The organism is Shinella sp. NM-101 (assembly GCF_021401195.1).
Classification (GTDB): domain Bacteria; phylum Pseudomonadota; class Alphaproteobacteria; order Rhizobiales; family Rhizobiaceae; genus Shinella.
Genome location: NZ_JACBFT010000008.1, coordinates 186,763 through 210,529 on the forward strand (window position 1 = coordinate 186,763; position 23,767 = coordinate 210,529).

Here is a 23,767-nt window from a genome sequence, read left to right on the forward strand (position 1 = left end):
GCTCCCCGCCCGAAGCCGTTGCGGGTAACCCTCTGTTTCTTGTGAAGTCCGCTCAGGCCGCGCGCTTGGCGCCCTGTGCATCGAGAGCGGCATCGAGCCGCGCCTGGTCCCAGCCCTCCGCGACGGCGCGGGCAAGCAGGTCCTGCTGGCTTTCCGGCGCAAGCCCGCCGAGCGGCGGGTCCGTGTCGAGGTTGGTCGGGAACGGATAGCCGTCCGCCGTCGCCGCGATCACCGCCCGCCGCCCGGCCGGTGAAAGGGCCGCAAGATAGGGATAGACTGCGCGCGCCATCGCCGTGCGGTCAAGGCTTTCCATATGGCGCGCAAAAGCGGAGGCCGTCTGGATGAGGTTGACCATGCGCACGACGTCGCTCGTGCGGTTTTCCCCGGCGGCATGGAAGAGCGCCGGGCTGAAGAAGATGGCATCGCCCTTTTCCAGCGGAAGCTGGACATGGCGCTCCTCGAAATAGTCGCGGAACTCCGGCCGCGTGGCGGCGACGTAGCCCGGCAGGTAGCGCTGCGAATGCGGCAGGAGCTTTGTCGTGCCGCTTTCCACGGGCATGTCGCAATGCGCCACACCGCCCTGCAGGATCAGCGTCGGGCCGGTCGCGTGGATGTGCGTCGGGTATTCCGCCATCTGCTCGGGCTTCATGAAGCCGAGATGGTAGTCGCGGTGCGGCGCCTGCGCCTTGCCGCCGGGGCGCACCTGGTTGACCTGGGTGGCGATCTGGTAGCCCGGGCCGAGCCAGGCGCGGCAGGCGATGTCGATCACCGGGTTTGCCATGTAGCGGGAGTAGACGTCGGGCGCGCGCAGGCAGAGCTTCTGCAGGCTGTTCCAGATGCGGTCGTTGGCGCCGGCCTTGGCGAAGTGGTCGCCCGCGGCGGTGCCGGCCGCGCGCTCGTCGGCGATGATTGCGCGGAAGACCTCGCTCGCCGCGTCGATGGCGCCGGGATCGGCGAAGGCGCGCTTGACCACGAAGACACCCGGCCCCTCGCCGATGACCGATGCCCATTCCGGGCCTATGCCGTCATCGACGGCCGCCCCGTCGTAGATGGGAATGTTCTTCTCGATGGCGATCGCCGTCGGGCACATCGCCTTCGTCGTTTCGGTCTCCACCTGGCGCCGGAATTGCGCAAGGTCGATGGCCGTTGCAATATCGTTCATGAAGTCCTCCTACCCGATACATGACCTGCTTTTTCAGATGGCAGCAGCCGACGTTCCCGCGAGGCGCCCCTTCAGCGCATCGCGAGCCACCGCCAAGATCAAAAATTGCGTATACCGTTATCGAGCAAAAATAATTGCAGATCACGGAATGTCAACAGGACATCGACCGTCACGCGAAATGCAGCAGAGGACCTGCGCCTCGGACAAAAATCGGCGCCGCTGAACGCCGCCGAGATGGGCAGGCATGGATCTGGGAGGCTCGTTATTTCTTGATGGCCCATTGGCGCAGCGACTTGTCGCCATAGGCCGCGCCGACCACGATGAGGCCGAGGATCAGGATGAACCATTGCGGTTGCACGCCCGTGACGACCAGATAGGACTGGATGGAGGAGAGGACGAACGCGCCCATCAAGGCACCGATCAACGAAATCCGTCCGCCGGCGAGCAGGCAGCCGCCCAGGACGCAGGAAGCGATGGCCTGCAGCTCCATCAGCCGCCCCATGGAACCATCCGCAAAGCCGAGCTTCCCGGCCTCGAGCGCGCCGGCAAAGGCAGCCAGCATGCCGCAGATGATGAACGCGGAGAGTTTGATGCGCTCGACCCGAACCCCTCTGGAATGCGCACTTTCGGCTGACCCGCCGACGGCCAGCAGGCGGTTGCCGAACGGCATTGCCTTCAGGACCGTGATGAGAATGGCGAAGGCACCGATCAGCCAGAAGAGGGCCGTGTTGAAGCCGAGGAAATCGCCGCCGCCGAACAGGAAGTAGCTCCAGCCGTTGCGCGACGCGTAGGGGATGGAGAAGGAGAAGCCGTCGGTCAGGGCGATGGCGATGCCGCGGAAGATCATCAATGTGCCGAGCGTGATGATCAGCGACGGGGTCCTGGTCCTTGTGACGAGCCAACCGTTCACATATCCGATGGCCGCGCCGACGGCGATGGCAGCCACGGCGGCGAGCGCGGGATCGAGGCGGGCGGCGAGCCAGAGATAGGCGAGCGCACCCATGCCGAAGGTCGAGCCCACCGAAATATCGATTTCACCCGTGCCGATGACGATCGCGACACCCAGGCTCATCAGCCCGAGCGTCGCGGTGACCTGCATGATCGTGCCGATGTTATAGAGATTGGCCCATCGCCCGTCCGAAGTCGAAGCGAAGATGACGATCAGGACGGCGCCGATCAGGAAGATGCCGATTTCCGCATGGCGGCGAATGAGAGGTTTTGCTGCGGAGAGCGCCATCACACCGCCTCCTGCTTCTCGACGACGCGCCCGCCCTGGCGGATGACGTCTTCGAGCGCCTCTGCCGACATGCTGTCGGTGGACGCGTCGGCGACTTTCTCGCCGTTTTCCATGATGACGATGCGGTCGGCGAGCTTGTGCACCTGGAAGATGTCGTGCGTGATGTAGATGACGAGCAGGCCCTGTTCCTTGAGTTGCACCGCCAGTTCGTTGACATGCTCGCGCTCGCGCACCGACAGGTGGTTCGTCGGCTCGTCCATGATGACGACGCGGTTCTTGAACTCGACGGCCCGGCCGATCTTGACCGACTGGCGTTCGCCGCCCGACAGCCGCTCCACCTCGTCATCGGCCGAGACGTTCTCGCGAAGGCCGAACTGCCGGATGACGCGGCTCGACTTCTCGCGCATCTTGGCAAAGTCGAGGAACGGTATCCCGAGGATCCGCTTGACCGGTTCCCGGCCGAGATAGAAGTTGCGCGCGATCGAAAGATTGTCGCACAGACCGACGGACTGCTGAATGGTCTCGATACCCTGGTCGATCGCGAGCTTCGGGTGGAATTTTTCGACCTTCCTGCCGTCGAAGAACACCTCGCCTCTCGTCGGGGCGTGAATACCGCACAGAACGCGGATCAGCGTGGTCTTGCCGGCGCCGTTGTCGCCGACAAGGCCGATCAGTTCGCCGGCGTTGAAGTCGACGGAGACGTTTTTCAGGGCGTGGAAGGCACCGAAATAGAGGTCGAGATTATTGACCTGGATCAGAGGGTGTTGGGTCATTTGAGCGTCCTTCCGCGTCAAACGCTGTGCCCGAGAAAGCGGGCAAGCTTCTGATTGAAAATGACCGCCATGATGAGAACGGCCCCGACGAACGTGATGTACCAGGATGACGGTGCGCCAAGTGCGATCAACTCGTAGCGGAAGCTGACGACGATCAGGGCACCGAGGATGACACCGAGGATCGACCCGCGCCCGCCGGTCAGCAGGCAACCGCCGATCACGGCCGCCGAAATGGCTTCCAGTTCCATGTTCTCGCCGAGCGTCACATGGGTCTGCGGCTGGTTGCACAGCGTCAGGATGCCGGCAAAGCCGGCAAGCAGGGAGCAGAGGACAAAGGTCGCCATCTTGACCCGGTCGGTGCGAACGCCGCGTGATTCCGCACTTTCCCGGCTGCCTCCGGTCGCCAGCAACCGGTTCCCGAAGCGGGTGCCCCAGAGCATCACCGCCAGCAGAACGGAGACGATGCCGACCCAGTAGATGGCCGCGGATATTCCGAAGAGCTCTCCGCCCAGCAAGCGGGTGAGGGCGTGGGCGCGGGCATCGGCAGAAAAATTATGGACGGATCCACCCGTCCAGACATAGATGACGCCCCGCGCCGAAAAAAGGCCGCCAAGCGTGACGATCATCGAAGGAAGCTGGCCCTTGACGACGGCAGCCCCCTGAATGAGCCCGGCGGCGGCGGCGATCAGCAGAGCCACGAGCAGGGAACCGGGCACGCCGAGAGACGGCTCCAGCGTGATGAATGCCACGCCGGTCAGCCCGTAGATCGACCCGACGGACAGATCGATCTCCTTCGTCATGATCACGAGCGCCTGCCCCAGTGCGACCAGAGCCAGAATGGCCGTGAACTGCGTGACGTTGGACAGCGTCTGCACCGTCCACCAGCCGGAGAAATCGATCACTGTGAAAACGGCCAGCATGGCGATGACGCCGACGGTCGCGCCGAAGCCCTGGCTGCGGACAAGGTACTTCATGGTTCTCGGTCTCGCTCGTTGATATGCGCCGCAGGATGCGCAAAGGAGGGCAGCCAGCCTGTCAAAGGCCGGCCGCCCTCGCCCGGGAGGGTAGCGGTTACCAGGTGTTCTGTTCGTCGTAGGCCTTGTCGCCGAACACGCCGCGGACCTGCGTCGCCCACTGGTCCGCATTATCCTTGTTGATCACGATCGGACCCGTCAGGATGCTTTGCTGGGGTGCGTATCCGAACTTCTTGTACCAGTAGAGCCACTCCATCGGCGCGTAGCCCTGGAGCCAGAAACCCTGGCTGTTCGTTGCAAGGATATGTCCCGCACGCACGCCTTCGATCGACACCGGACCCTCGTCGACGGTGAGAACCGTGACGCCCTTGTCATCGACATCGGGATCGAGCTTCATGTCGTTCGCCACGCCCCAGGCCCAGGGCGACGACCAGCCGGCCACCGTGAAGATGTAGTTGGTGTCCGGATTGGCCTGCAGGAACGACTGCAGCGTGTTGCGCGCCGTTGCCGGCTCCGCGCCGATGAAGAGTTCGTCGAACTTGGCGCCCGCCTTCTCCATCACCTCTTTCATACCGGCGCAACGCGCCTTGAGGCCCTGGTGCGCCGAGTCATGGCTTGCGCAGACCACATGCGTCGGCTTCGGGATTTCGCCGGCCTCCACCTTTGTAAGCGCATATTCGCCGAGTTTCTTGCCCGTCAGGAACTCGTCGCCGCCGACATAGGTGAGATAGGGAATTCGCTCGCCGTCCGGCCGGCCGTCCGGGATGTTGAAGGCGACGACCGGGATGCCGGCTTCGATGGCCTTGCGCAGCGGGCCTTCAAAGGCGTCGGAGCTGACGATCGGCACGGCAATGCCATCCGGCCGGGTCGCGATCGCCTGCTCGAGCAGGCGGACGTGTTCCTGGACGGAATAGTTGTTCGTGGAAATGTATTCGGTCTTCACGTCCGGATATTTCGCCTCGAACTCCTTCAGGGACGTCGTCAGCCAGTTCATGTTCGGATCGTTGGAGCCGATATGGGAGACCATGACGAAGCGATACTGCTTTTCGCCGTCCTGGGCGTGGGCAATACCCAACGCGGCAGACGCCAGAAGCGCAGAGTACAGGATGCTCTTTCCGATTTTCATAAGGTTCCTCCTCCTTGACCGGACTGATGGAGTTGCTGATGCGAGCGGATTGCCCAGTCGTTTTCGGACCGCATCACAGGCAACCTCCATGCCGCCTGTCGAACTCCTCGATGCAAAATTAATTGCATCCATTACAATTTGTCAACGTTTATTCCAAATTGAGGGTGAGATCGGCACGCTCCTCGGCGTTTGCGGTCCCTTCTCGCCGCCCTTTGAAGACCGTGCCGGGAGATATTCTCATTGATGGGGACGGCGGTTCACAAGGCTTTCATGGGCCGATTTTTGATTTCAACTCAATCAAATAGCCCTGACGCGGCAGAGTGAGCCAGCCCGCTGAATTCCTTATTTTTAATTGAAAAAATAAAACATCATGATGGATATTACATCATGATAACGCCCCGTTCGGCACCACAATCCATTCCGCGGCAATGTCGATGCAGGACGTTTCCCTCTTCGATCAGCGGCAACGTGGCCGACACCGACGCTTGTGGAGACCCTAAAGACCGCAATTGTATCGCGTGTGAACAAGAACCTGCGAATAGCCCGGCTCGCTGGTCACGCCATTCAGATTGCTCTTTATCCATCGCGCTGCCGCTGTGAGCTCGGCTGTGAAATCATGCGATATGACGTAGTCCATCACACCGGCCTCCAGCAGCGCGCGGGAATGGATCGACAATTCGTGCCCCACGAACACCGTTTCACCCGCCTTGCCCGTATTCTCCAGCGCCTTCGCAATGCCCCGATTGGCGCCCGCGACGTTGTAGATCGCGGCGGGATGCCCGTTCACCTCGAAATATCGCGTCAGTTGCTCGCATGTGCTCTCGGGCCTCTCGTCCGAGATCATGCGCTCTTCGATCTTGAGGTAAGGGAAATCGGAGCGCAGGACGCGCCGGAAACCCATCTCGCGCTCCTGCTGGCAGCGAAACGGCACGCTCATGACGATCAGGATGCTGCTGCTTTCCCGCGGCAGGGCATTGCCGATCAGCAGCGCCGCGACGCTCCCGGCGGCATACTGGTCGTTCCCCACATAGGTGCTTCGCCGCGAACTCGGCAGGTCCGTCGTAAGGCACACCACCGGGCGGCCGATCGTGCGAAGTTTTCGGATGGCCCGGTTGGTCGCCGGATGCTCGCGGGCAATGACGACGACACCGTCAGCCTCGCCACCCTCCTGCTCGACCCGCCGCGCGAAGGCGAGCGGCTCGGCATCGCTCGTCGTCACATAGACGCCCTTCATGTCGATGCCGGCCAGCGTGCGGTTCACTTCCGATACGGCCGCCGCCATCGACGCATTGAAGGTCTCGCCCGATTCACAGAACAGGCGGATGAGGACCGGGACATCGCTGTCGGCGTTCTCATGGCGAAGTTTTTCGAGTGCCGCGAGAACCCGGGCGCGGGTCTTCTCCCGCACGCCGCTGCGGTTGTTGAGCACGCGATCGACGGTTGCGGAGCCGACGCTCGCGATCTTGGCTATCTCCAGGACCGAAGGCCCCTTCCATGTTCCGGACTTCGCGGGTCTGGCCATTTTCCCCTCGCGCGCTGATGCGATTCAAATCATAGGAGTGAACGGAAACGGGCTCAACATGAAGCCATCAGCGATCTTGCCATGAGCGCTGCAATACCGAAACGGCTGATGCAAAAGACATCACAAATCATGCAACGCAATCGTTGAATGATGGCATTGCAATCCGGATAATCACGCTGCTGGCCAACGCGGATCACGGGTGGCCGATGCCGGCAACTCGACAAGACGGCGCTCCAGGGCGGGCGCCGGAAGGTGCCCGCAGTCCAAATCCCATCCCAATGCGGAGCATCGAAACAATGCCTCCGCGGTGCAGCCTTTGAAGCAGGGAAGCTTGAATGTCCGTCAGAATAGCCATCATCGGCGCAGGTATCATGGGCGCCGACCATGCCCGGATCGTCTGCGAGGATTTGCCCGGCGCGACGCTGCAGGTCGTCTGCGACGCATCTGAGGCGCGCGCCCGCGCGATAGCGCAAGCCTGCGGCGCGGCCGACATCTCCACCGACCCGCTCCGGACGATCCGACGCGCCGACATCGACGCGGTGATCATCGCCAGCCCGGACGAAACCCATGCCCCCCTGTCGCTTGCCGCAATCGAAGCGGGAAAGCCTGTGCTTTGCGAAAAGCCCCTGTCGCAGAATGCAGGCGAATGCCGTGCGATCATCGATGCGGAGGTCGCGCGCGACCGCCGGTTCGTTCAGCTCGGCTTCATGCGCCGCTTCGACCCGTCCTACCGCGAAATGAAGGCCGCGCTCGCGGAAGGCGCGATCGGCCGGGCGATCATGATGCACAACACGCACCGGAACGTCGAAGCGCCGGCGAACTTCACCGGCCAGATGGCGATCACCAACTCGGCTCCGCACGAATTCGACGCCGCCCGCTTCATGCTCGACGCCGACTATACCGCCATATCCGTGTTCCAGCCCGCCGGCGTCGATACGTCGAAAACCGGAGCCCCGGTCTTCATGGTCCTGGAAACCGACCGGGGCCAGATCGTCAATGTCGAGGTCAACAACAACGCGGCCTACGGCTATGACGTGCGCGGCGAGCTCGTCGGCGAAAAGGGGTCTATCCAGCTCACGGCACCGATCCATACGCGGCGCAACGGCCACCTCATGGCGTTCGAGCATTATCCGGCCGATTGGCGCCCGCGCTTTGCGGAAGCCTATCGCCTGCAGAACAAGGCCTTCCTGGGCTTCGTGCGCACCGGCATGTTCCCCGCCATCGCCGCCGATAGTTGGGACGGCTACTGCGCGACGCTCGTCGCCGAAGCGGGCGTTGCGGCATTGCGGACAGGCATGCGCATCAGCCTCGCCAAGATGGACAGGCCCCCGCTCTACACCGCACGACAGGAAACGCTGCAATGAAACTCGGTTTCGTCTCCGATAGCCTCGCCGGCCTGTCTTTCGACGCCCTCCTCGACAACGCCGCGCGGCTCGGCGTCTCGGGCGTCGAGGTGAATACGGGCGGCTGGTCCACGGCACCACATTTCGACCTCCAGGCGATGAAGGCCAGCGCCGATGCGCGCCGGAACTTCGCCAAGGCCTTCGAGGTCCGCAGTATCGAGATCATCGCCCTCAACGCCAACGGCAATCCGCTGCATCCGACCCAGTCGGAACAGGCCGAGTGCCTGAAGGATACGATCCGCCTCGCCGGAGACATGGGCATCAAGACCGTCTGCACCATGTCCGGCCTGCCTGCCGGAAGCGCGGGCGACCTCATGCCGAACTGGATCGTCTCGTCCTGGCCGCCGGAAACCCGGGAAATCCTGCGCTACCAGTGGGAGGAAAAGCTCCTGCCGTTCTGGACGCAAACCGCCGCCCTTGCGAAGGAATGCGGCGTGGAGCGCATCGCGCTGGAGCTTCACGGCAATCAGTGCGTCTACAACGTCCCCTCGCTCCTGAAGCTGCGGTCTGCCGTCGGCCCTGTCATCGGCGCGAACCTCGATCCCTCGCACCTCTTCTGGATGGGGGCGGATCCGTTGGTCGCCGCCGAGGCGCTCGGTGACGCCGTATTCCATGTTCACGCAAAGGATACGATGCTGAACGAACCGGTCCAGGCGACGACGTCGCTGCTGGAAAACGGCGGTCTGGTGGACATTCCGGCTCGAAGCTGGTCCTATGTCACGCTCGGTTTCGGCCACGGCGAAGCCTGGTGGCGGCAGTTCTGCTATCGTTTGAAGATGGCCGGCTATGACGGCTGGCTCTCGATCGAGCATGAGGACGTGCTGCTCAACAGCCTCGAGGGACTGGAGAAGTCGGTCGCCCTCCTCAAGGCAGTGATGCCGGTCGCGGCAAGCGATTTCAAACTGCAGGCGATTTGACGGCCATGCCGGGACAGCGGGCGATCCGAAGAACGCCCGCTCAAAGGATCGCGTATTTCGTTACTTGGCCAGGTGCCAGACGCCTCCAACGCCATCGCCGCTGGTATCACCGGCCTTCTTGTCCCCGGCATAGGTGTAGAGCGGCTTGCCTTCATAGGCCCACATCTCCTTGCCGTCCGCCGCCTTGACCAGAGACCATTCTCCTTCCGCCTTGGCGCCTGCGGCGGCGTGGAAGGCCGGCCACTTCTTCAGGCAGCCCGCATCGCAGTTGGACTTGCCTTTCGCATCCTTGTCGAAGGTATAGAGGACCATCCCCTTTTCGTCGGCCAGGGCCTTGCCCATCTTGGTGTCGACCATCTTGGCCGGCTCGGCCGCGAAAGCCGACCCGCCCAGGGCGGATACCAGGCCGATCGCAATCAACATCGTTTTCATGACATTCTCCCACTCGGGAGTGCCGGCGGAATGCCAGTAGTGCCCGATCCAACGAGGATAAACGCCCGGATATGGAAGAGGTTCCGCTGGTCTCGCCCGATCGGAGCGGCCGAAGAGGCACCGGATGGCGAGGGGGCAACCGGCCCGGGAACCGTCACTTCGCAGCCGTCTGACGCCACGCCGCTATGGGCATTTTCTTCGCCACGCCGTTCTCGATGGCGAGCACGCTGTCGAAGAAACCGGCACCGCTCGCGGATCGTATGGGCGAAACATCATGCATGACGGCGATGACCGTCGTCTGCGGGCAATTGTCCCTGATCGCCTGATGGAACGCGTGCGCTGCCTGGCTATCGAGTGCGCTCGTCGCCTCGTCGAGAAACAGCAGGCCCGGCCGGAGCAGAAGGATCCTGGCGAGGACAAGCTTCTGCTTCTGGCCTCCCGACAGAAGCAGATCCCAGCTTTGGCCGTCGCGGCCATCCTCCAGGAGCTCGTCGACGAATTCGCCGAGTCCCGCCTCGTGCAACACCACCGCCACGCGCGTATCCGGGTAGTCGTCGGCCGAGTCCGGGAGACAAACGAGGTCTTTCAAGGATACCGCCTGAAGCTTGACGTCCTGGGCAGCATAGAGGCTTCTGACATGCCTTGGCATTGCGATCGTGCCGCGACCATGCGCCCACAGGCCGTTGATCGCCTTGAGAAGCGAGGTCTTGCCGCTTCCCGACTCGCCAACGACCAGGGTCCACTCGCCCGGCAGGAACTGTAAGTCGGCGGCCGCCAGAAACGGAAGATCGGTTCCCGCATGCAGAAGCTCGATCCGCCGGAGAGTAAGGCCAAGCGCGGGATCCTGCTTGGTATACTGGAATTCGTAGAGGCCGGTTTGCGAATAAAACGCCTCGGGCCGCTGGACGGTTTCGATCGCCTCCGCAAGATCGGTGATGCGGCGAGCGTTCGCCCTCAGCGTTGCAATATCGGGCATGACGTGGATGAACCACGAGCACTCGTTGATGAGCGCGGTCGCCAATTCGGCACCCGTAACATAGTGCTGCAGGCTGACCTTGTTGTCCATGTAGGGGAGCAGGCCCGGCGCATAAGCGACAATCCGCGAGCCGATGAAATTATGGACCAGCTCGAACCCCATATAGCCGGCGGTCACCCGGTTCAGGCTGGCCCAGGTTCTGTCAATGTCGAGATACCGGCGCGCATCGACGACTTTCTGGGCCTTTTCGCCATGGAGCACGGCGACATGGAAACTGCGATGCAGGAGGGTGTTCAATTCGGCGCGGTAGCTGCCCTCGGCCGATTGCATGCGCACCGACAGGCGCTGGAGGACCCCGCCGAGCTTCGCGGCAACGATGGTGTTGAGCGACACGTAGATCGCGACCGCCGCGAAAGCCAGGCACGCGCTGCCATAGCTGCCCAGGAAATCGAGCCCTCTGACCTCGCTCGACATCTCGATGAGCTTGCTGCCGACGAAACCAAGGGACAGCACCACGCCTGCGATGCCCATCGCAAGCCCGATTGCGCCCCCGGTCATGCCCTTGATCGATTCCTGGACGCGCTGATCGACATTGTCAGGCGCGGGCATGGCGGATCCCGCCGCGTCGGATCCGAATTGCTGGAGATGGAAATGTGTATGGTTGGTATCGAGCAGGGCTTCGTTGAAGCGCTGGTCGAGCCACGCGCGCCACTTGCGGTGGAGCGTGGTCGAAAAGAAATGGCGGACCGCCGTGAAACACACGTCCCTCATCATCGCGATCGCGGCAAGCGTTGCCGCGGTGGTGAGGAGAGCCCTGGGCGTGGTGGGTGTGGTCGGATGGTGGAAGTAGGCGATCCGGTTGATCAGCTCGCCCGAGGTGACAGCGAACCAGACGCTGGCCTGGGCCGACAATGCCGTCAGCACCAGGATGACGAATGTCAGTCCCCAGGCCTCGCGCCAGCTTTCGGAAAGCCAATAGGCGCTCATCAGGCCCCAGAAGCTGCGCATCGAGGAAACCGGGCCTGCGTGTCCGCGCGCCTGGCGGCCGAGCACCCGTTCGATCAACCCGCCTGTTCGCCGGGCATCACTGCGCATTGCGGCCATATCTCTCCACCCATGCAGGCACGATTTGGGGCAGGCACAACGGTTGTCAAATCGAGGCGCCAAGGCGCGCGCCGCCCCCCTGAAGCAGCTTGAAATGAAAGCCGTGGCTGAATTCAGGCCATCGCAGCCTGCCGCCCCGACAATGTGTCGATCTCCACGCGATAGAAGACGGGCCGCGCTGGCGCATCCGGATCCGGATGCGCAGCCCCTTCAGGCTTGTAGGCGCCCGGCTCCCACCAGTTGCCCAGCTCCTGCAGAAGCTGCCAGGCGCGCATATGTTCGCCATGGTCCTTTTCATCGTCAGGCAATTCGCGATAGAGGCCCTCCAGAAGGACGCTCTTCCATTCCTCCGGGTTTGCCAGTTGCTCGACCTGCACACAGACGCGTGGATTGAAGCGAAGACTGTCGATCTTCCTTCCGGGCAACGAAAAGCTGTAGAAAACGCGTTTCTGGTAGACGTAACGGATCGGCACGACATAGGGCCGGTTGCCGGAGATACATCCCAAATGGCCGATGCAGTTTGCCGATAGCGCGGCCTCGCATTCCGCCCTTGTCATATCCCGCAAAATCATTTTCGACCTCCCGGCATGGCTGCCTTGGAAAAGGCAACGATACTCGCTCCTGCAATCGATTCTGCGCCTTTTCCCTCGCGGTGGCAAACGAGGGCAACGCGACAGGCATATGGCGGCGGCTTTCATGACCACGGGCACTGGTATCGAGCCGCGCCTTCCCCTGCCCGGCCGGCGGCAAGCGTGACGAGGATGGAGCGGACACCACCCTCGCCGCTTGGAGCCTGACAAGGTCCAGGCTGGCGCGACTTCAGAGCGCGGTGCTCATTCTGTAACCACGAGAACATGACCGCGCCCATCCACCGGCAAGCGTATCGGGCCGCCGGCGTAGGGCAATGACGAACCGTCCAACATCGCGGAGGGCAGGCCGTCTGGCCGATCCAGAGCCCGTCCGAGATGGATGGCGTAGCGAGTATCACCCATTCTGATCGTCACCTCGACCTGCGGCCATGATTGCGGCAGGCAAGGGTCCATCACAAGCACCCCGCCTTCCCGGCGCAGGCCAAGGATGCCCTCGATGCCGGCGCGGTACATCCAGGCGGCCGAGCCCGTATACCATGTCCAGCCGCCGCGCCCGACATGGGGCGCGACCGAATAGACGTCGGCGGCTACCACATAGGGTTCCACCTTGTAGCGCAGCGCCGCCTCCGGCGTGCCCGCATGGTTGATCGGGTTGAGGAGCGCGAAGAGATCGCGCGCCTTGTCGCTCTCCCCCATCCGGGCGAAAGCGAGGATCGCCCACATGGCGGCATGGCTATACTGGCCACCGTTCTCGCGCAGGCCCGGCGGATAGCCCTTGATGTAACCCGGATCGCGCAGGGTTGCGTCGAAAGGCGGCGTGAAGAGAAGGGCAAGCCCATCCTCCTTGCGGATCAGATGGCTCTCCAGCGATGCCATGGCGGCGGCGGCGCGGGCGGGATCGGCAGCACCTGACAGAACCGCCCAGGACTGGGCGATGCTGTCGATCCGGCATTCGTCATTGTCCTTCGATCCCAGCCACGAGCCGTCATCGAACGTGGCGCGCCGGTACCAGGCCCCATCCCAGGCATCATGCTCAATGGAGGCCTTGAGCCTTGCGGCATGCGCCTTCCAGCGCGCGGCGCGTTCGGGGTCGCGGCCTTCGGCGAGCGGCGCGAACAGGTCGATCGTGCGGATCAGCAGCCAGCCGAGCCAGACGCTTTCGCCCCCGCCTCCTTCGCCCACCCGGTTCATGCCGTCGTTCCAGTCACCCGTGCCCATCAGCGGCAAGCCGTGCCTGCCGGTGAGCGCGACGGCCTGGTCGAGGCCGCGGGCGCAATGCTCGAAGAGAGAGGCGGTTTCGCCGGAAGGCACCGGCTGGAAGAACGCATCGTGTTCCCCATCGCCAAGGACCGGCCCATCCAGGAACGGGACGACCGCGTCGAGGACCGCCGCGTCGCCGGCGGTGCCGACATAGGTCGCGGCGGCGAAGGCGAGCCAGACACGGTCGTCGGAAATCCGCGTGCGCACGCCCGCGCCCGAATGGGGCAGCCACCAATGCTGCATGTCGCCTTCGGCAAACTGCCGCCCGGCGGCGCGAAGGATATGCGCCCGCGCTTCCTCCGGCCGGGCGAAGGCCAGTGCCATGCCGTCCTGCAACTGGTCGCGGAACCCATAGGCGCCGCTTGCCTGGTAGAAGGCCGAGCGCGCCCAGATGCGGCAGGCGAGCGTCTGGTAGAGCAGCCAGCCGTTCAGCATGATGTCCATCGCCCGGTCCGGCGTCCTGACCTGCACGGTCTGCAGGAGCGTCTGCCAATGTACGGTTACATCGGCGAGAACCGCATCGAGATCGGCGGCGCGGTAGCGGGCGATCAGTGCGCCGGCCTCCTCGGCCGAAGCGGCCTCGCCGAGGAAGGAGACGATCTCGATGCTTTCACCAGGCTCCAGCTCGATTACGCATTGCAGCGCAGCACACGGATCAAGCCCCGCGCCGACCTTTGCGCCGAGCGGCAGTTTCCTCGCAAGCGCCGCGGGCCTTGCGGAACTGCCGTTGCGTCCGAGGAATTCCACGCGGTCGGCGGTCCATGCGGTCTGCCGGCCGCCGAGATCGGCAAAGGCGACGCGGCCCGGAAAGTCCATGCCCCATCGATTGCGGGCGAAGATCGCCCCCGTCGCGGCGTCGAGGGACGTGGCGATGAACGGCGCACTTGCACCCCGCAAGGTGCCGAGCACCCACTCGGCATAGCTCGTGACCGACAGCCGGCGCGGGCGCGACGTATGGTTGGTCAGCGTCAGCCGCGAAATGCGGACCGGATCGGCGAGCGGCACATAGGAGAGCAGCTCGCTTTCTATCCCATGCGCAAGGTGGCCGAAGCGGCTGTAGCCGAAGCCATGACGCGCCACATAACGTCCCTCGTCCCGGATCGGCTGGGCCGTCGGGCTCCAGAGGTCGAGCGTCTCCTCGTCGCGGATGTAAAGCGCCTCGCCGGACGGGTCGCCGACCGGGTCGTTGGACCATTGCGTGATCTGGTTCTCGCGGCTGTTCTCGGACCAGCTATAGGCGCTGCCGTCACTCGACACCTGAAAACCGAAGGCGGGATTGGCGATGACGTTGATCCAGGGCATGGGAGTGGTCGCCCCGTTTTCCAGCACGGTCACGTATTCCGTGCCGTCCTTGCCGAAGCCGCCGAGGCCGTTGAAGAATTCAAGATCGTCCGGCCGCGCGACCATCTCGGCGGACGGCCTTGCCAAAGGTCTCTGCGGCAGCGGAAGAGCCGAATGGCCGGCACCGACGGATAGGCGGTCGAGCTGTTCGGCGATGAGGCCGCGGTGGGCCGGCAGCACGACGCGCGCGGTGGCGTTCAGGAGGTTTTTCGTCTCCTGGTTCAGGAAATCGGCGCGCAGCACATGCACCGCGCCCTGCGCCGGCATGTCGCCGAAGCGCGGGCGGGACTGGCTGGAGCGCACGGCGGCTTCGACGGCGTTCTGCAGATCCTGCACATAGGAGGCGGCACGCTCGTTGACGATCACCAGATCGACGGCGAGCCGCTTGATGCGCCAATATTCATGCGCGCGCAGCATCTGGCGCAACTGGGGAAGGTCCTCGACGTCGTCGATGCGCAGGAGCACGATCGGCAGGTCGCCGGAAATGCCGTAGGGCCAGAGGCCGGACTGCGGGCCGGCACCGGCAAGAATGGCGTCCGAGGCCGGGCGGAAGCGCGCGTCGGCATAGAGGATGGGCGCGGCCAGACGCTGGAAGTCCGCCGCCTCCTCCAGATCCATGTCGAGATGATGGAGCTGCACCTGCGCCTGGGTCCAGGCGAGCGTCTTCGCCCGCTCGAAGGCACTCCTGTCGTGATGCTTGTCGATGCGTTCGAGCAGTTCTTCCCGCGACCCTGCGACCACCGTCCAGAAGGCGACGCGCGCCACCTTGCCGGGAGGAACCCGCACGCTGCGGCGCAATGCGAAGATCGGGTCGAGCACGGTTCCCGCCGTATTGGAAAGGGCCTGCCCGCCATGGATGGCGATGGCGGTGGCGATGGAGCGGCCACGCCCGAGGAAGCGGGCCCGATCGGATTCGTATTGCGGATCGGCAATCGCATCGCCCTCGACCACGGCGAAGTGCGCGGCCCAGATCTCCCTCTCCGAGGGCGTCCGCCGCCGCCGCGTGGCGATGAGCGCGCCGTACTCGGCCAGATGCTCGGTCTCGACGAACATCTTGGCGAAGGCGGGATGCGCATTGTCGGTCGCCGGGGTGGCGAGCACCAGTTCGGCATAGGAGGTCAGCTCGATCTCTCGCGCGCGCCGCCCGCTGTTGGTGAAGCAGATGCGGCGCACCTCGCCGTCGTCCTCGCCGGAGACGATGACGTCCATTTCCGTCGTCAGCGTCTCGTCATGGCGGATATATTGCGCATGGTCCTCGCCGAAGACCACCGAGGCATCGGCCTTGTCACCCGCCGCCGGGAGGGCGGGAGAGAAGACCGTGCCGGTCTGCATGTCCCGGAGGAAGATGAAGGCGCCGCAATCGTCGCGGGTCGCGTCCTCGCGCCAGCGCGTCACGGCGATGTCGCGCCAGCGGCTGTATCCGCCGCCCGAACCCGTCAGCATCACCGCGTAGCGCCCGTTGGACAGGAGATGCGTGACCGGCGCGCCGGCAACGGGCAGCGACAGCCGGCGAACCGATGGCGCCGGGTTGAGCGAAATGCCGGCGGATGCCTTGACCTCCTCGGCGCGCGGGCGGGCGATCGCCACATCGCGCGGCATGCGCTCCGACAGCAGGAGTTCGCTGGCCATGATCATCGGCTCGCGATGGAACCGCGCCCGCATGCGCCCGTCCTGCAGGAGGACGGCGATGGCGACGATGGTCATGCCCTGGTGGTGGGCCATGTAGCTGCGGATGATCTCGACGCGGGCACCCTCGGGCAGGCGGGCGCGGGTGAAGTCCAGCGCCTCGTAGAAGCCGTGAACGCCGAGCGCGCCGAGGGTTTCGAGATGCCGGTAGTTGTCGAGCGCGGCATGGGGATCGACCATGGCGGCAAGCCCCGTGGCATAGGGCGCGACCACCATGTTGCCGGAAAGCCCGCGCTTGAGGCCGAGCCCCGGCACGCCGAAATTGGAATACTGATAGGTGAACTCCATGTCGCGCGCGTTGAAGGCGGATTCCGATATGCCCCAGGGCACATGCCGCGACCGCCCGTAGGCCTCCTGCCGCGCCACGATCTGCCGGTTCGTGTCGTCGAGCAGGCTTCCCGCCGGCGCGCGCATCACCAGCGACGGCATGAGATACTCGAACATCGAGCCCGACCAGGAGATCAGCGCCGAGCCGCTGCCGAGCGGCGTGGCCGCCCGGCCGAGGCGGAACCAGTGCCGCGTGCCGATATCGCCCTTGGCGATGGCGAAGAAACTGGCGAGGCGGGCTTCCGAAGCGAGAAGATCGTAGCAGTTCGAATCGAGCCCGTTGTCGGCGAGCGAATAGCCGATGGACAGGAGCTTCCTGTCGGGATCGAACAGGAAGGCGAAATCCATGTCGAGCGCCATGGTGCGGGCTGTGTCCGCAAGCGCCCGGAGCCGGTTTTTCAGGGAAGCGGCATCGTTACGGAACGCCTGCCGGTCGCGCGCGGCCTGCGTGACGGATCGCCCGAGCGCACCCAGCCAGAACGCAAGGCCGGCGGCCGTGCCTCCATCGGCGGGCCCCGCCTGCTCAGCCAGCTTCAGCGCCTTGTCCAGAAGCCGCGTCAATGCGGGTGTTGCGGCCTCGACGGATTGCGGGCCGCCCGCGAGGGTCTCAACCTCTTCGAGGAGGGCTGTCAGGCCGGCGCCGGAATTGCCGGGCATGTCGGCAAGGGCCATGCGGGCGAGCGCCAGCGTATCGGCGAAACCCTGGCCGTCTTCCGCCGGCGGCACTTCGGCCCACTCCTCGCAGGCATTCGCCAGCGCGATCAGGTGGCCGGCGAGATTGCCGCTGTCGACGGAGGAGACATAGGGGGGAGCGAGGGTTCTGAGATCGCGCGTATCGTACCAGTTGAAGAAATGCCCGTTGAAACGATCCAGCCTCTTGAGCGTCGAAAAGCATGCTTCCAGCCGTTCGAGCGCTTCAAGCGTTCCCACCCAGCCGAAGTCGCGCGCCGCGACCGTCGAAAGAAGGTAAAGGCCGATATTGGTCGGCGAAGTCCGGTGGGCGATGGCGGGCAGCGGGGTTTCCTGGAAATTATCCGGCGGCAGCATATTTTCCAGCGGGGTGACGAAGGTTTCGAAGAACCGCCATGTACGCCGCGCCACCAGCCGGAGTTCTGCCGCATCGGCATTCGAAAGCGCCCGGCCCGGCCGTGCCGTCGGCGATCGGCTGACCCACAGCGCGATGGCGGGCGCGGCCAACCAGACGAGCGCGAGCAGCAGCGCCAGGGGCCAGGACGCCGGCGAGAACGCGACGGCGGCGGCCAGAACGGCCAGCGCGGCAACCGTGCCGCCCGCCATGTCGCGATAGAAGCCGGCAAGCGTCAGCCGCGTCCGGTTTCCGGATGTCGCGGCGGTCGTCCATTCCAGCAGCTTCCTGCGCGTCACCATCAGCCGGCCGGCGGTTCTGAGCACCGCATCGCAATTGCGCCACGCCTGATCGGGCAGAAATGCCAGGCCGAGCCCGGCCTGCATCGCGGCGAGCTTCATATCGCCGGCAAGCCTGATGGCATGGCTGCTCAGTTGCAGGCCGCTGCGGCGCGGCAGGATGGCGAAGGCGACCGGCAGGAATGCGGGAAGGACGATCGAGGAAGCGATCAGCAGCGCTCCCGTCACGCCCGCCTGCAGCGGCATCGCGCAGCAGGCCGCAAGGGCCGCGAAGGTCGACGGCGCGATCAGGGCGCGGCGCAGGTTGTCCAGCATCTTCCAGCGGCCGAGGGCGGGAAGCGCCCGCCGCCCGAAGATCCAGGGCAGCAACTGCCAGTCGCCGCGGGTCCATCGGTGCTGGCGCCGTGCGGCGACGTCGTAGCGCGCCGGGAAATCGTCGACCACCTCGACGTCGGAGGCTAGCCCCGCCCGCGCGAACGTGCCCTCGAAGAGATCGTGGCTGAGAAGGGTGTTTTCCGGAATGCGCCCGGCAAGCGCCGCCTCGAAGGCATCGACGTCATAGATGCCCTTGCCGGTATAGGAACCTTCGCCGAACAGGTCCTGATAGACGTCGGAGACGGCCGCCGCATAGGGATCCATGCCGCCGGGCGCGGAAAAGACCCGCTGGTAGAGCGAGCCTTCGCGGCCGATCGGAAGCGAGGGGGTGACGCGTGGCTGGATGATCGCATAGCCATCGACCACCCGCTGCTTTCCGGCGTCGAAACGCGGCCGGTTGAGAGGATGCGCCATCTTGCCGATCAGCCGCAGGACCGTGTCGCGCGGCAGTTTCGTATCGGCATCAAGGGTGATGACATAGCGCACGTCCGGCGGCACCACGGGCGGCTTTCCCGCGACCGCCATGAAGCTGGTGTCTGTGGCGCCGCGCAGCAGGCGGTTGAGCTCGTGCAGCTTGCCGCGCTTGCGCTCCCAGCCCATCCAGACATTCTCGCCGGCATTGAACCGGCGCTTGCGGTGCAGCAGCAGGAAGCGGTCGCCGGCCGGACCCGGGCCGTGCCGGCGGTTGAGGTCGGCCATCGCCTCGACGGCGAGCGCAAGAAGCGCGTCATCGCCCTCCACGGTCTCCTGCGGCGCATCCCTTCCGTCGGTCAGCAAGGCGAAGCTCAGGTCGCCGCCCGCGCCCGAGAGATGATGAACCTCCAGCCGCTCGATCTGCTCCAGCAGGTCGGCACGGTTGCTCAAGAGGGTCGGCACGACGACGAGCGTGCGAGACGAGGGCGGGACGCCCTGCGCAAGCTCCAGCCCCGGCAACCCGGTCGCGCCATGGCTCCAGCTCACGAAGCGGTTGACGAGGGCCGTCGCGATATCGCTCGCCGGCAGGAGCGCCAGGATGGCGAAGGCGACCATGCCGGGCGCGGAGAGGCCGGCGATGGACAGCAGCCATAGCGCGAGCGCCAGAAGCATCGCCGTCACGAGGCCGATCGCCCCGACATAGCCGACGATGCCCGTGCGCGCCGCCAGCCGCCCGGCCATCCGGCGCCGGGGCGGGCGGAACCCGACCGTGCGCTCGAAGGCCGGCCGCCCTTCCGCGATCAGGTGGTAGCCCGTATCGCCGATGCGTTGGGCTTGCGAGGCGGTATCCCCCGCGACCGGTGCGGTCCGCGCCGCCTTCACCGCTTCCCCGGCGATGTCGAGTTCCGAGAGCGCCGAGCCCCGGGCGAGGTCTTCGATGGCGCTGCGATAGAGATTGCGCGTGGCGAAATCCATAAGGGCGAAGCTGCCGTCGGTCGACAGGCGGGCATCGACGAGGCTGACCTCCTCGAAAAGATCCGACCAGTCGACATCGCTGATCAGCCGCATGCTGGTGATGATGTTCCTGATGGTGACGTTGGAGGCGCCCTGGCGCTGCTGGGCGTGCCGCACCACGGCCTCGACCGAACTCTCCTGCCTTGCCAGCCGCGCCTCCAGCCAGCCATGAGCCGGCGTCGTGCTCGGGTCCTGGTCGCGCAGTCGCTTGGCGAGCTGGGCCGCGAAGAGGTCCGGCAGGGGCTCGGCGGAGACCTTCTGAAGCGCGCCATCGCGGGTGTCGGCCGCCAGCAGGCGGTCGGCCAGCGCATCCGCCTCCGCACGCATGCGGCGCCCGGCGGTGATCTGGTCGGCAAGCCGGCGCAGGTTCTCGACGAGCACGATGCGCAAGGTGATCGCCACCGCCCACAATTCCCCGATCGTCAGGGGCTGGACCTTTTGATAGGCGGCGATGAAGCGAACGAGCGTTTCGGGATCGAAGTGGCTGTCGGTGTGCGCGACGAAGGCCCATGCGATACCGAACACGCGTGGATATCCCGCGAAAGGGCCTTCGGCGAGCTTGGGCAATTGCCTGTAGTAGTTGGGCGGCAGATCGTCGTGAATCTCGCGGATCTGCTCTTCGACCAGATGATAGTTGTCGAGCAGCCATTCCGCCGCCGGCACGACGCCGCGCTCGTTTTCCACCTCCAGGGCGCTGGCGCGATAGGCGGCGAGCAGCACGGCCGCGTTGCTCTTCAGGCGCTTGTGCAGGGATTGGACGGATGGCGGCCGCCGCGTCACCGGTTGGGCCAGAGCGAGGGTTGCGGCATGCAGCTCGAGCCTTTCGATGCCGAACAGTTCCTCCCGCACCGGCGCAGGATCGTTCCACGGCCCGCCCAACGTCCGGCGGAAACCGAAGCCGGACGATGGAATGTCACCCTCGCCTTCACCGCGCGCAACCGCTTGCGGCTCCGATACCGGCTTGGAACCCACCTCGGGACGGAGGGGCCGTTCGATAACCGTTCGTTCGGCAACGGCGGTTTCCGCGTTGCCTATGTCTTCCACGCCACGCTTTTGGCCTTTGGCCATAATCATTCCTTTGCCCGAAGGCGGCCGAGCAGCCGGCCGGGCGAAACCCGGCAATCGTTTGGGATGTGAATGGTCGCCGAGGCTTCGCCCCGGTGTCCGGCGTTCTCAGCCGAAATCGGCACGCGTCAGGACATAGACCGGCTTGCGGGCGGCGGAATAGGCGCGACGGGCGGCCGTGTTGATGGCGACGCGGGCGGCATCGAAGGCCTTGAGGTAGCCCGCTTCGGACGTCGCCGCCGGGAAGAGATCCGCCGCCGCGAAGAAGGGAATTTCGAACACGCCGTCATGACCGATGAAGCGGATGCGCTTGCCAGCCTCTTCGTAGCTCCTGCTCGGGTTTGGAAAACTGAGAGTCATGGAAAGTTCCTCGCGGTGGGCGGCTGCCTCTTCGATGCGAAGCCGCCATGGGCCCCGTAAATATTCTCGTCGGCGCCCTAAAAAAAATGTCAGATATTTTCCCAAGAACCTGATGCAGATGGCATCGGATTCCTGTCAATCAAAGAAGAAATGAAACTCAGGACTGTAAATTTTCATCGACAGCTCGCCGGTTCACATGCTTTCTGATTAAGATCATCATAGCATTGAAAATAGAATCCTGCCGTTTTATTTTACGGCGGGAAATCAGCGCGAAAAATCAAAGAAAATCCATTAATTTCATTTGCTTTCTGCGAGTTAAGGCGCACAATGGAACTATCCGGATTGCCATTGGCTCCAGGTCCGAGCGCGGGCCCTTATCGATCCCGATAATCATCGATTATAGGGAGTAAAGTCATGTCATTCAGTCTGAACATCGAAAAAGCGAAGCCCTACATGGTGGGTTTCGTTCTCGGCCTCGTGGCCGCGCCGCTCATCGCCTTCAATGCCGGATGGGTTTCGACCACCAGCGCACGCGCCGAGGCGGTGAGAACCGCTCGTGTAGAGACCCTTGCAGGCATATGTTCCGCCACGGCCGGCCGCATCGCCACGGCCAGCAGCACCGACCTGGCGACCTACAAGGGATACGAAAACCGTACGAAGCGGGACGAACTCGTCGCCGCCGCGATGGCCGATATCCAGGTGCCGGCAGATCTCTTGAGCAAGGTCACCTTCGATTGCGGGCGCACATTGTCCTGACGGGCGCTGAACTCACAAGACAAGCCGCCGGAGGCGTCTTCGCCTTCGGCTCTCGGCTGGATGTGTTCATGAACTTCCAAGCGGAAGGGTGCCGCGACATCAGGTGCCGTCAATGGACCATGCCGACGGCCGTCTCAGCCACTCCGGCCCCGGCGCCTTACAACCCAGAATGCAGATCTCCCCTGCAAAATCCGCGTATGAGGACAACTTCGATTTCTCCGTCGGACGCCTCCAAGTACCGGCAATTGTGAGCTCGCTGCTGCCATTCTCATTTCGGGCTCGGTCGGGTCGGCCGGTCGCTGGCATCAAGAATGGCTCGGGCAAACGGCACGACATGGTGCCACACTGGCCGAGCAGTTTGATCGCCCGCGAATGCAGTCCGCTTGCATGTGAGCCCTCGTCGTCCTGTTTCATGCGCCGTTCGCCAGATCCACGCCTGCCGGTGCAACTTGAATAGCCCCTAGATTTGTAAACGCCTTCTTTCTTAATTTTGATCCGGTCGCGGAGGTTTCGCAGCGGCTCGCGGTGGGCCAGCAGTCGCTCCACGAGTGGAAGAGGAAGTTTGCTGCCTCAACGCCAGGGGCCGCGACGAGGCCGAGGAGATCAAACGGCTGAAGAAAGCACTGGCTCGCATTACCGCGGGGCGAGACATCCTAAAAAAAGCAGCCGCGTATTTTGCCGACCACGATGTGCCCGGGGCACCATGTCGTGGAGAATGGTATTAAGCCACTCGCGCGCGCAACCTACTCATATGTCTTCGCCAAGTGGGCAGGATATTCCTAACCGGACACAAACTCAGCATTTGTCCCGAGAAGATAGAACCAATATTCATGGCGTGAAATCGAGCATTATGCGCTCGCTTCACCAAATCGACATGCTCGACAAATCTCTGCGCCACACGGCACTTACAACAACTGACGGCATGCTCGGCGTAGCGACACCGCGTATTGCTCGCGTAAAAGTATCCCCCTCTTCCTTGTCAAGCATTTCGGATGTATCTTACCGCTAGCTAAAGTTCGCAATAAGGGAGAGCCCGCATGATTGCTTATTTCGAACTGAAACGAACCGTTCTCACTCTGGCGCTTGCAGCGCTTTTGAGCACGCCGGCGACGGCATCCGAACAAGATGAAGACGCCTTGACCGCCGCTGCCCTCGGCCTCGTCGAGGCGCGGGTCAGCGAGCTTGGATTGCGCGACCCGGCCATCAATCTGGTGTTCGGCGATCTAACCGGCACCGGCACGGCCGACGCGATTGCCTTTGTCTCTCACACATCTGGCGGAAGCAGTGAAATGCTGACGACGTGGATTCTGCGGCAGACGGGCGGAACCTACGCAATCGGGCGGGAAGTAAGCAACGAGGAGCTGTTCGGATTCGACCCCCGGAACCTGCAGTTCTCCCCAGGTTGCCTTTCGGTGACGATGACCGTGCCGCAGGCTAATGACCCGCATTGTTGTCCGACGGGGACGCGGACGTTCACTATCGAAGTGGAATAGGGGCTCAATCGAGATGAGCGACCTATTTGTTCCCTTCGTCCTTTCATCTGCGGCCTCGATGAATTCGTTAGCGTCCA

At 64.1% G+C, this 23,767-nt stretch carries 16 protein-coding genes; 5 read left to right on the forward strand and 11 right to left on the reverse strand.

Going from position 1 to position 23,767, the window contains the following annotated elements:
* Positions 1–52: 52 nt before the first annotated feature.
* The 6 genes from L0976_RS16695 to L0976_RS16720 all read right to left on the reverse strand — a co-directional run bounded on the left by L0976_RS16695 (position 53) and on the right by L0976_RS16720 (position 6,794).
* Positions 53–1,162, reverse strand: coding sequence for a phytanoyl-CoA dioxygenase family protein (locus L0976_RS16695; RefSeq protein WP_234188390.1), 1,110 nt, complete (start codon positions 1,160–1,162; stop codon positions 53–55).
* A gap of 262 nt (positions 1,163–1,424) precedes the next feature.
* Positions 1,425–2,399 carry an ABC transporter permease gene (locus L0976_RS16700; protein ID WP_234188391.1) on the reverse strand — a complete coding sequence of 325 codons (975 nt, stop codon included), beginning with the start codon at positions 2,397–2,399 and terminating at the stop codon, positions 1,425–1,427.
* Positions 2,399–3,172: an ATP-binding cassette domain-containing protein gene (locus L0976_RS16705; RefSeq protein ID WP_234188392.1), complete on the reverse strand. Its 774-nt coding sequence runs from the start codon at positions 3,170–3,172 to the stop codon at positions 2,399–2,401. The genes L0976_RS16700 and L0976_RS16705 overlap by 1 nt, the downstream gene beginning before the upstream one ends.
* 17 nt (positions 3,173–3,189) lie before the next feature.
* Positions 3,190–4,146 (reverse strand): ABC transporter permease, encoded by a 957-nt coding sequence (locus L0976_RS16710; protein ID WP_234188393.1) that lies wholly within the window; start codon positions 4,144–4,146, stop codon positions 3,190–3,192.
* Positions 4,147–4,243: 97 nt separating this feature from the next.
* Entirely contained in the window at positions 4,244–5,272 is a 1,029-nt protein-coding gene (locus L0976_RS16715) for a sugar ABC transporter substrate-binding protein (RefSeq protein WP_203316469.1), read from the reverse strand.
* Positions 5,273–5,768: 496 nt separating this feature from the next.
* Positions 5,769–6,794, reverse strand: coding sequence for a LacI family DNA-binding transcriptional regulator (locus L0976_RS16720; protein WP_255696014.1), 1,026 nt, complete (start codon positions 6,792–6,794; stop codon positions 5,769–5,771).
* A gap of 335 nt (positions 6,795–7,129) precedes the next feature.
* Between L0976_RS16720 and L0976_RS16725 the strand changes: the two genes are divergently transcribed.
* Positions 7,130–8,158 carry a Gfo/Idh/MocA family oxidoreductase gene (locus L0976_RS16725; protein WP_234188395.1) on the forward strand — a complete coding sequence of 343 codons (1,029 nt, stop codon included), beginning with the start codon at positions 7,130–7,132 and terminating at the stop codon, positions 8,156–8,158.
* Positions 8,155–9,114 (forward strand): sugar phosphate isomerase/epimerase, encoded by a 960-nt coding sequence (locus tag L0976_RS16730; RefSeq protein WP_234188396.1) that lies wholly within the window; start codon positions 8,155–8,157, stop codon positions 9,112–9,114. The genes L0976_RS16725 and L0976_RS16730 overlap by 4 nt, the downstream gene beginning before the upstream one ends.
* A gap of 60 nt (positions 9,115–9,174) precedes the next feature.
* Here L0976_RS16730 and L0976_RS16735 read toward each other — a convergent pair whose 3' ends face one another.
* From L0976_RS16735 to L0976_RS16750, 4 genes are all read right to left on the reverse strand, one after another.
* A complete protein-coding gene (locus L0976_RS16735; protein WP_234188397.1) occupies positions 9,175–9,546 on the reverse strand; it encodes a hypothetical protein in 372 nt (123 codons plus the stop codon).
* Between the two features lie 154 nt (positions 9,547–9,700).
* Entirely contained in the window at positions 9,701–11,530 is a 1,830-nt protein-coding gene (locus L0976_RS16740) for an ABC transporter ATP-binding protein/permease (RefSeq protein WP_234188452.1), read from the reverse strand.
* 209 nt (positions 11,531–11,739) lie between these two features.
* Positions 11,740–12,324: a pyridoxamine 5'-phosphate oxidase family protein gene (locus tag L0976_RS16745; protein ID WP_370643697.1), complete on the reverse strand. Its 585-nt coding sequence runs from the start codon at positions 12,322–12,324 to the stop codon at positions 11,740–11,742.
* 135 nt (positions 12,325–12,459) lie between these two features.
* Entirely contained in the window at positions 12,460–20,796 is an 8,337-nt protein-coding gene (locus L0976_RS16750; RefSeq protein WP_234188398.1) for a GH36-type glycosyl hydrolase domain-containing protein, read from the reverse strand.
* Positions 20,797–20,823: 27 nt separating this feature from the next.
* Here L0976_RS16750 and L0976_RS28790 point away from each other — a divergent pair, with 27 nt between their 5' ends.
* Positions 20,824–21,153 (forward strand): hypothetical protein, encoded by a 330-nt coding sequence (locus L0976_RS28790; RefSeq protein ID WP_234188399.1) that lies wholly within the window; start codon positions 20,824–20,826, stop codon positions 21,151–21,153.
* A 36-nt stretch (positions 21,154–21,189) separates the two neighbouring features.
* On the opposite strand, the gene L0976_RS16760 is transcribed toward L0976_RS28790, so the two are convergent.
* A complete protein-coding gene (locus tag L0976_RS16760; protein ID WP_203316475.1) occupies positions 21,190–21,441 on the reverse strand; it encodes a DUF1488 family protein in 252 nt (83 codons plus the stop codon).
* A 414-nt stretch (positions 21,442–21,855) separates the two neighbouring features.
* Here L0976_RS16760 and L0976_RS16765 point away from each other — a divergent pair, with 414 nt between their 5' ends.
* Both L0976_RS16765 and L0976_RS16770 read left to right on the forward strand, forming a co-directional pair.
* Positions 21,856–22,197: a hypothetical protein gene (locus L0976_RS16765; RefSeq protein ID WP_203316476.1), complete on the forward strand. Its 342-nt coding sequence runs from the start codon at positions 21,856–21,858 to the stop codon at positions 22,195–22,197.
* Between the two features lie 1,037 nt (positions 22,198–23,234).
* A complete protein-coding gene (locus tag L0976_RS16770) occupies positions 23,235–23,690 on the forward strand; it encodes a hypothetical protein (protein WP_234188400.1) in 456 nt (151 codons plus the stop codon).
* Positions 23,691–23,767: the final 77 nt, after the last annotated feature.

Coding starts and splice junctions, on each gene's coding strand:
- L0976_RS16695 (WP_234188390.1), bottom strand. CDS start 1,162: ATGAACGATATTGCAACGGCCATCGACCTTGCGCAATTCCGGCGCCAG.
- L0976_RS16700 (WP_234188391.1), bottom strand. CDS start 2,399: ATGGCGCTCTCCGCAGCAAAACCTCTCATTCGCCGCCATGCGGAAATC.
- L0976_RS16705 (WP_234188392.1), bottom strand. CDS start 3,172: ATGACCCAACACCCTCTGATCCAGGTCAATAATCTCGACCTCTATTTC.
- L0976_RS16710 (WP_234188393.1), bottom strand. CDS start 4,146: ATGAAGTACCTTGTCCGCAGCCAGGGCTTCGGCGCGACCGTCGGCGTC.
- L0976_RS16715 (WP_203316469.1), bottom strand. CDS start 5,272: ATGAAAATCGGAAAGAGCATCCTGTACTCTGCGCTTCTGGCGTCTGCC.
- L0976_RS16720 (WP_255696014.1), bottom strand. CDS start 6,794: ATGGCCAGACCCGCGAAGTCCGGAACATGGAAGGGGCCTTCGGTCCTG.
- L0976_RS16725 (WP_234188395.1), top strand. CDS start 7,130: ATGTCCGTCAGAATAGCCATCATCGGCGCAGGTATCATGGGCGCCGAC.
- L0976_RS16730 (WP_234188396.1), top strand. CDS start 8,155: ATGAAACTCGGTTTCGTCTCCGATAGCCTCGCCGGCCTGTCTTTCGAC.
- L0976_RS16735 (WP_234188397.1), bottom strand. CDS start 9,546: ATGAAAACGATGTTGATTGCGATCGGCCTGGTATCCGCCCTGGGCGGG.
- L0976_RS16740 (WP_234188452.1), bottom strand. CDS start 11,530: ATGCGCAGCTTCTGGGGCCTGATGAGCGCCTATTGGCTTTCCGAAAGC.
- L0976_RS16745 (WP_370643697.1), bottom strand. CDS start 12,324: ATGAAAGCCGCCGCCATATGCCTGTCGCGTTGCCCTCGTTTGCCACCG.
- L0976_RS28790 (WP_234188399.1), top strand. CDS start 20,824: ATGCAGCTCGAGCCTTTCGATGCCGAACAGTTCCTCCCGCACCGGCGC.
- L0976_RS16760 (WP_203316475.1), bottom strand. CDS start 21,441: ATGACTCTCAGTTTTCCAAACCCGAGCAGGAGCTACGAAGAGGCTGGC.
- L0976_RS16765 (WP_203316476.1), top strand. CDS start 21,856: ATGTCATTCAGTCTGAACATCGAAAAAGCGAAGCCCTACATGGTGGGT.
- L0976_RS16770 (WP_234188400.1), top strand. CDS start 23,235: ATGATTGCTTATTTCGAACTGAAACGAACCGTTCTCACTCTGGCGCTT.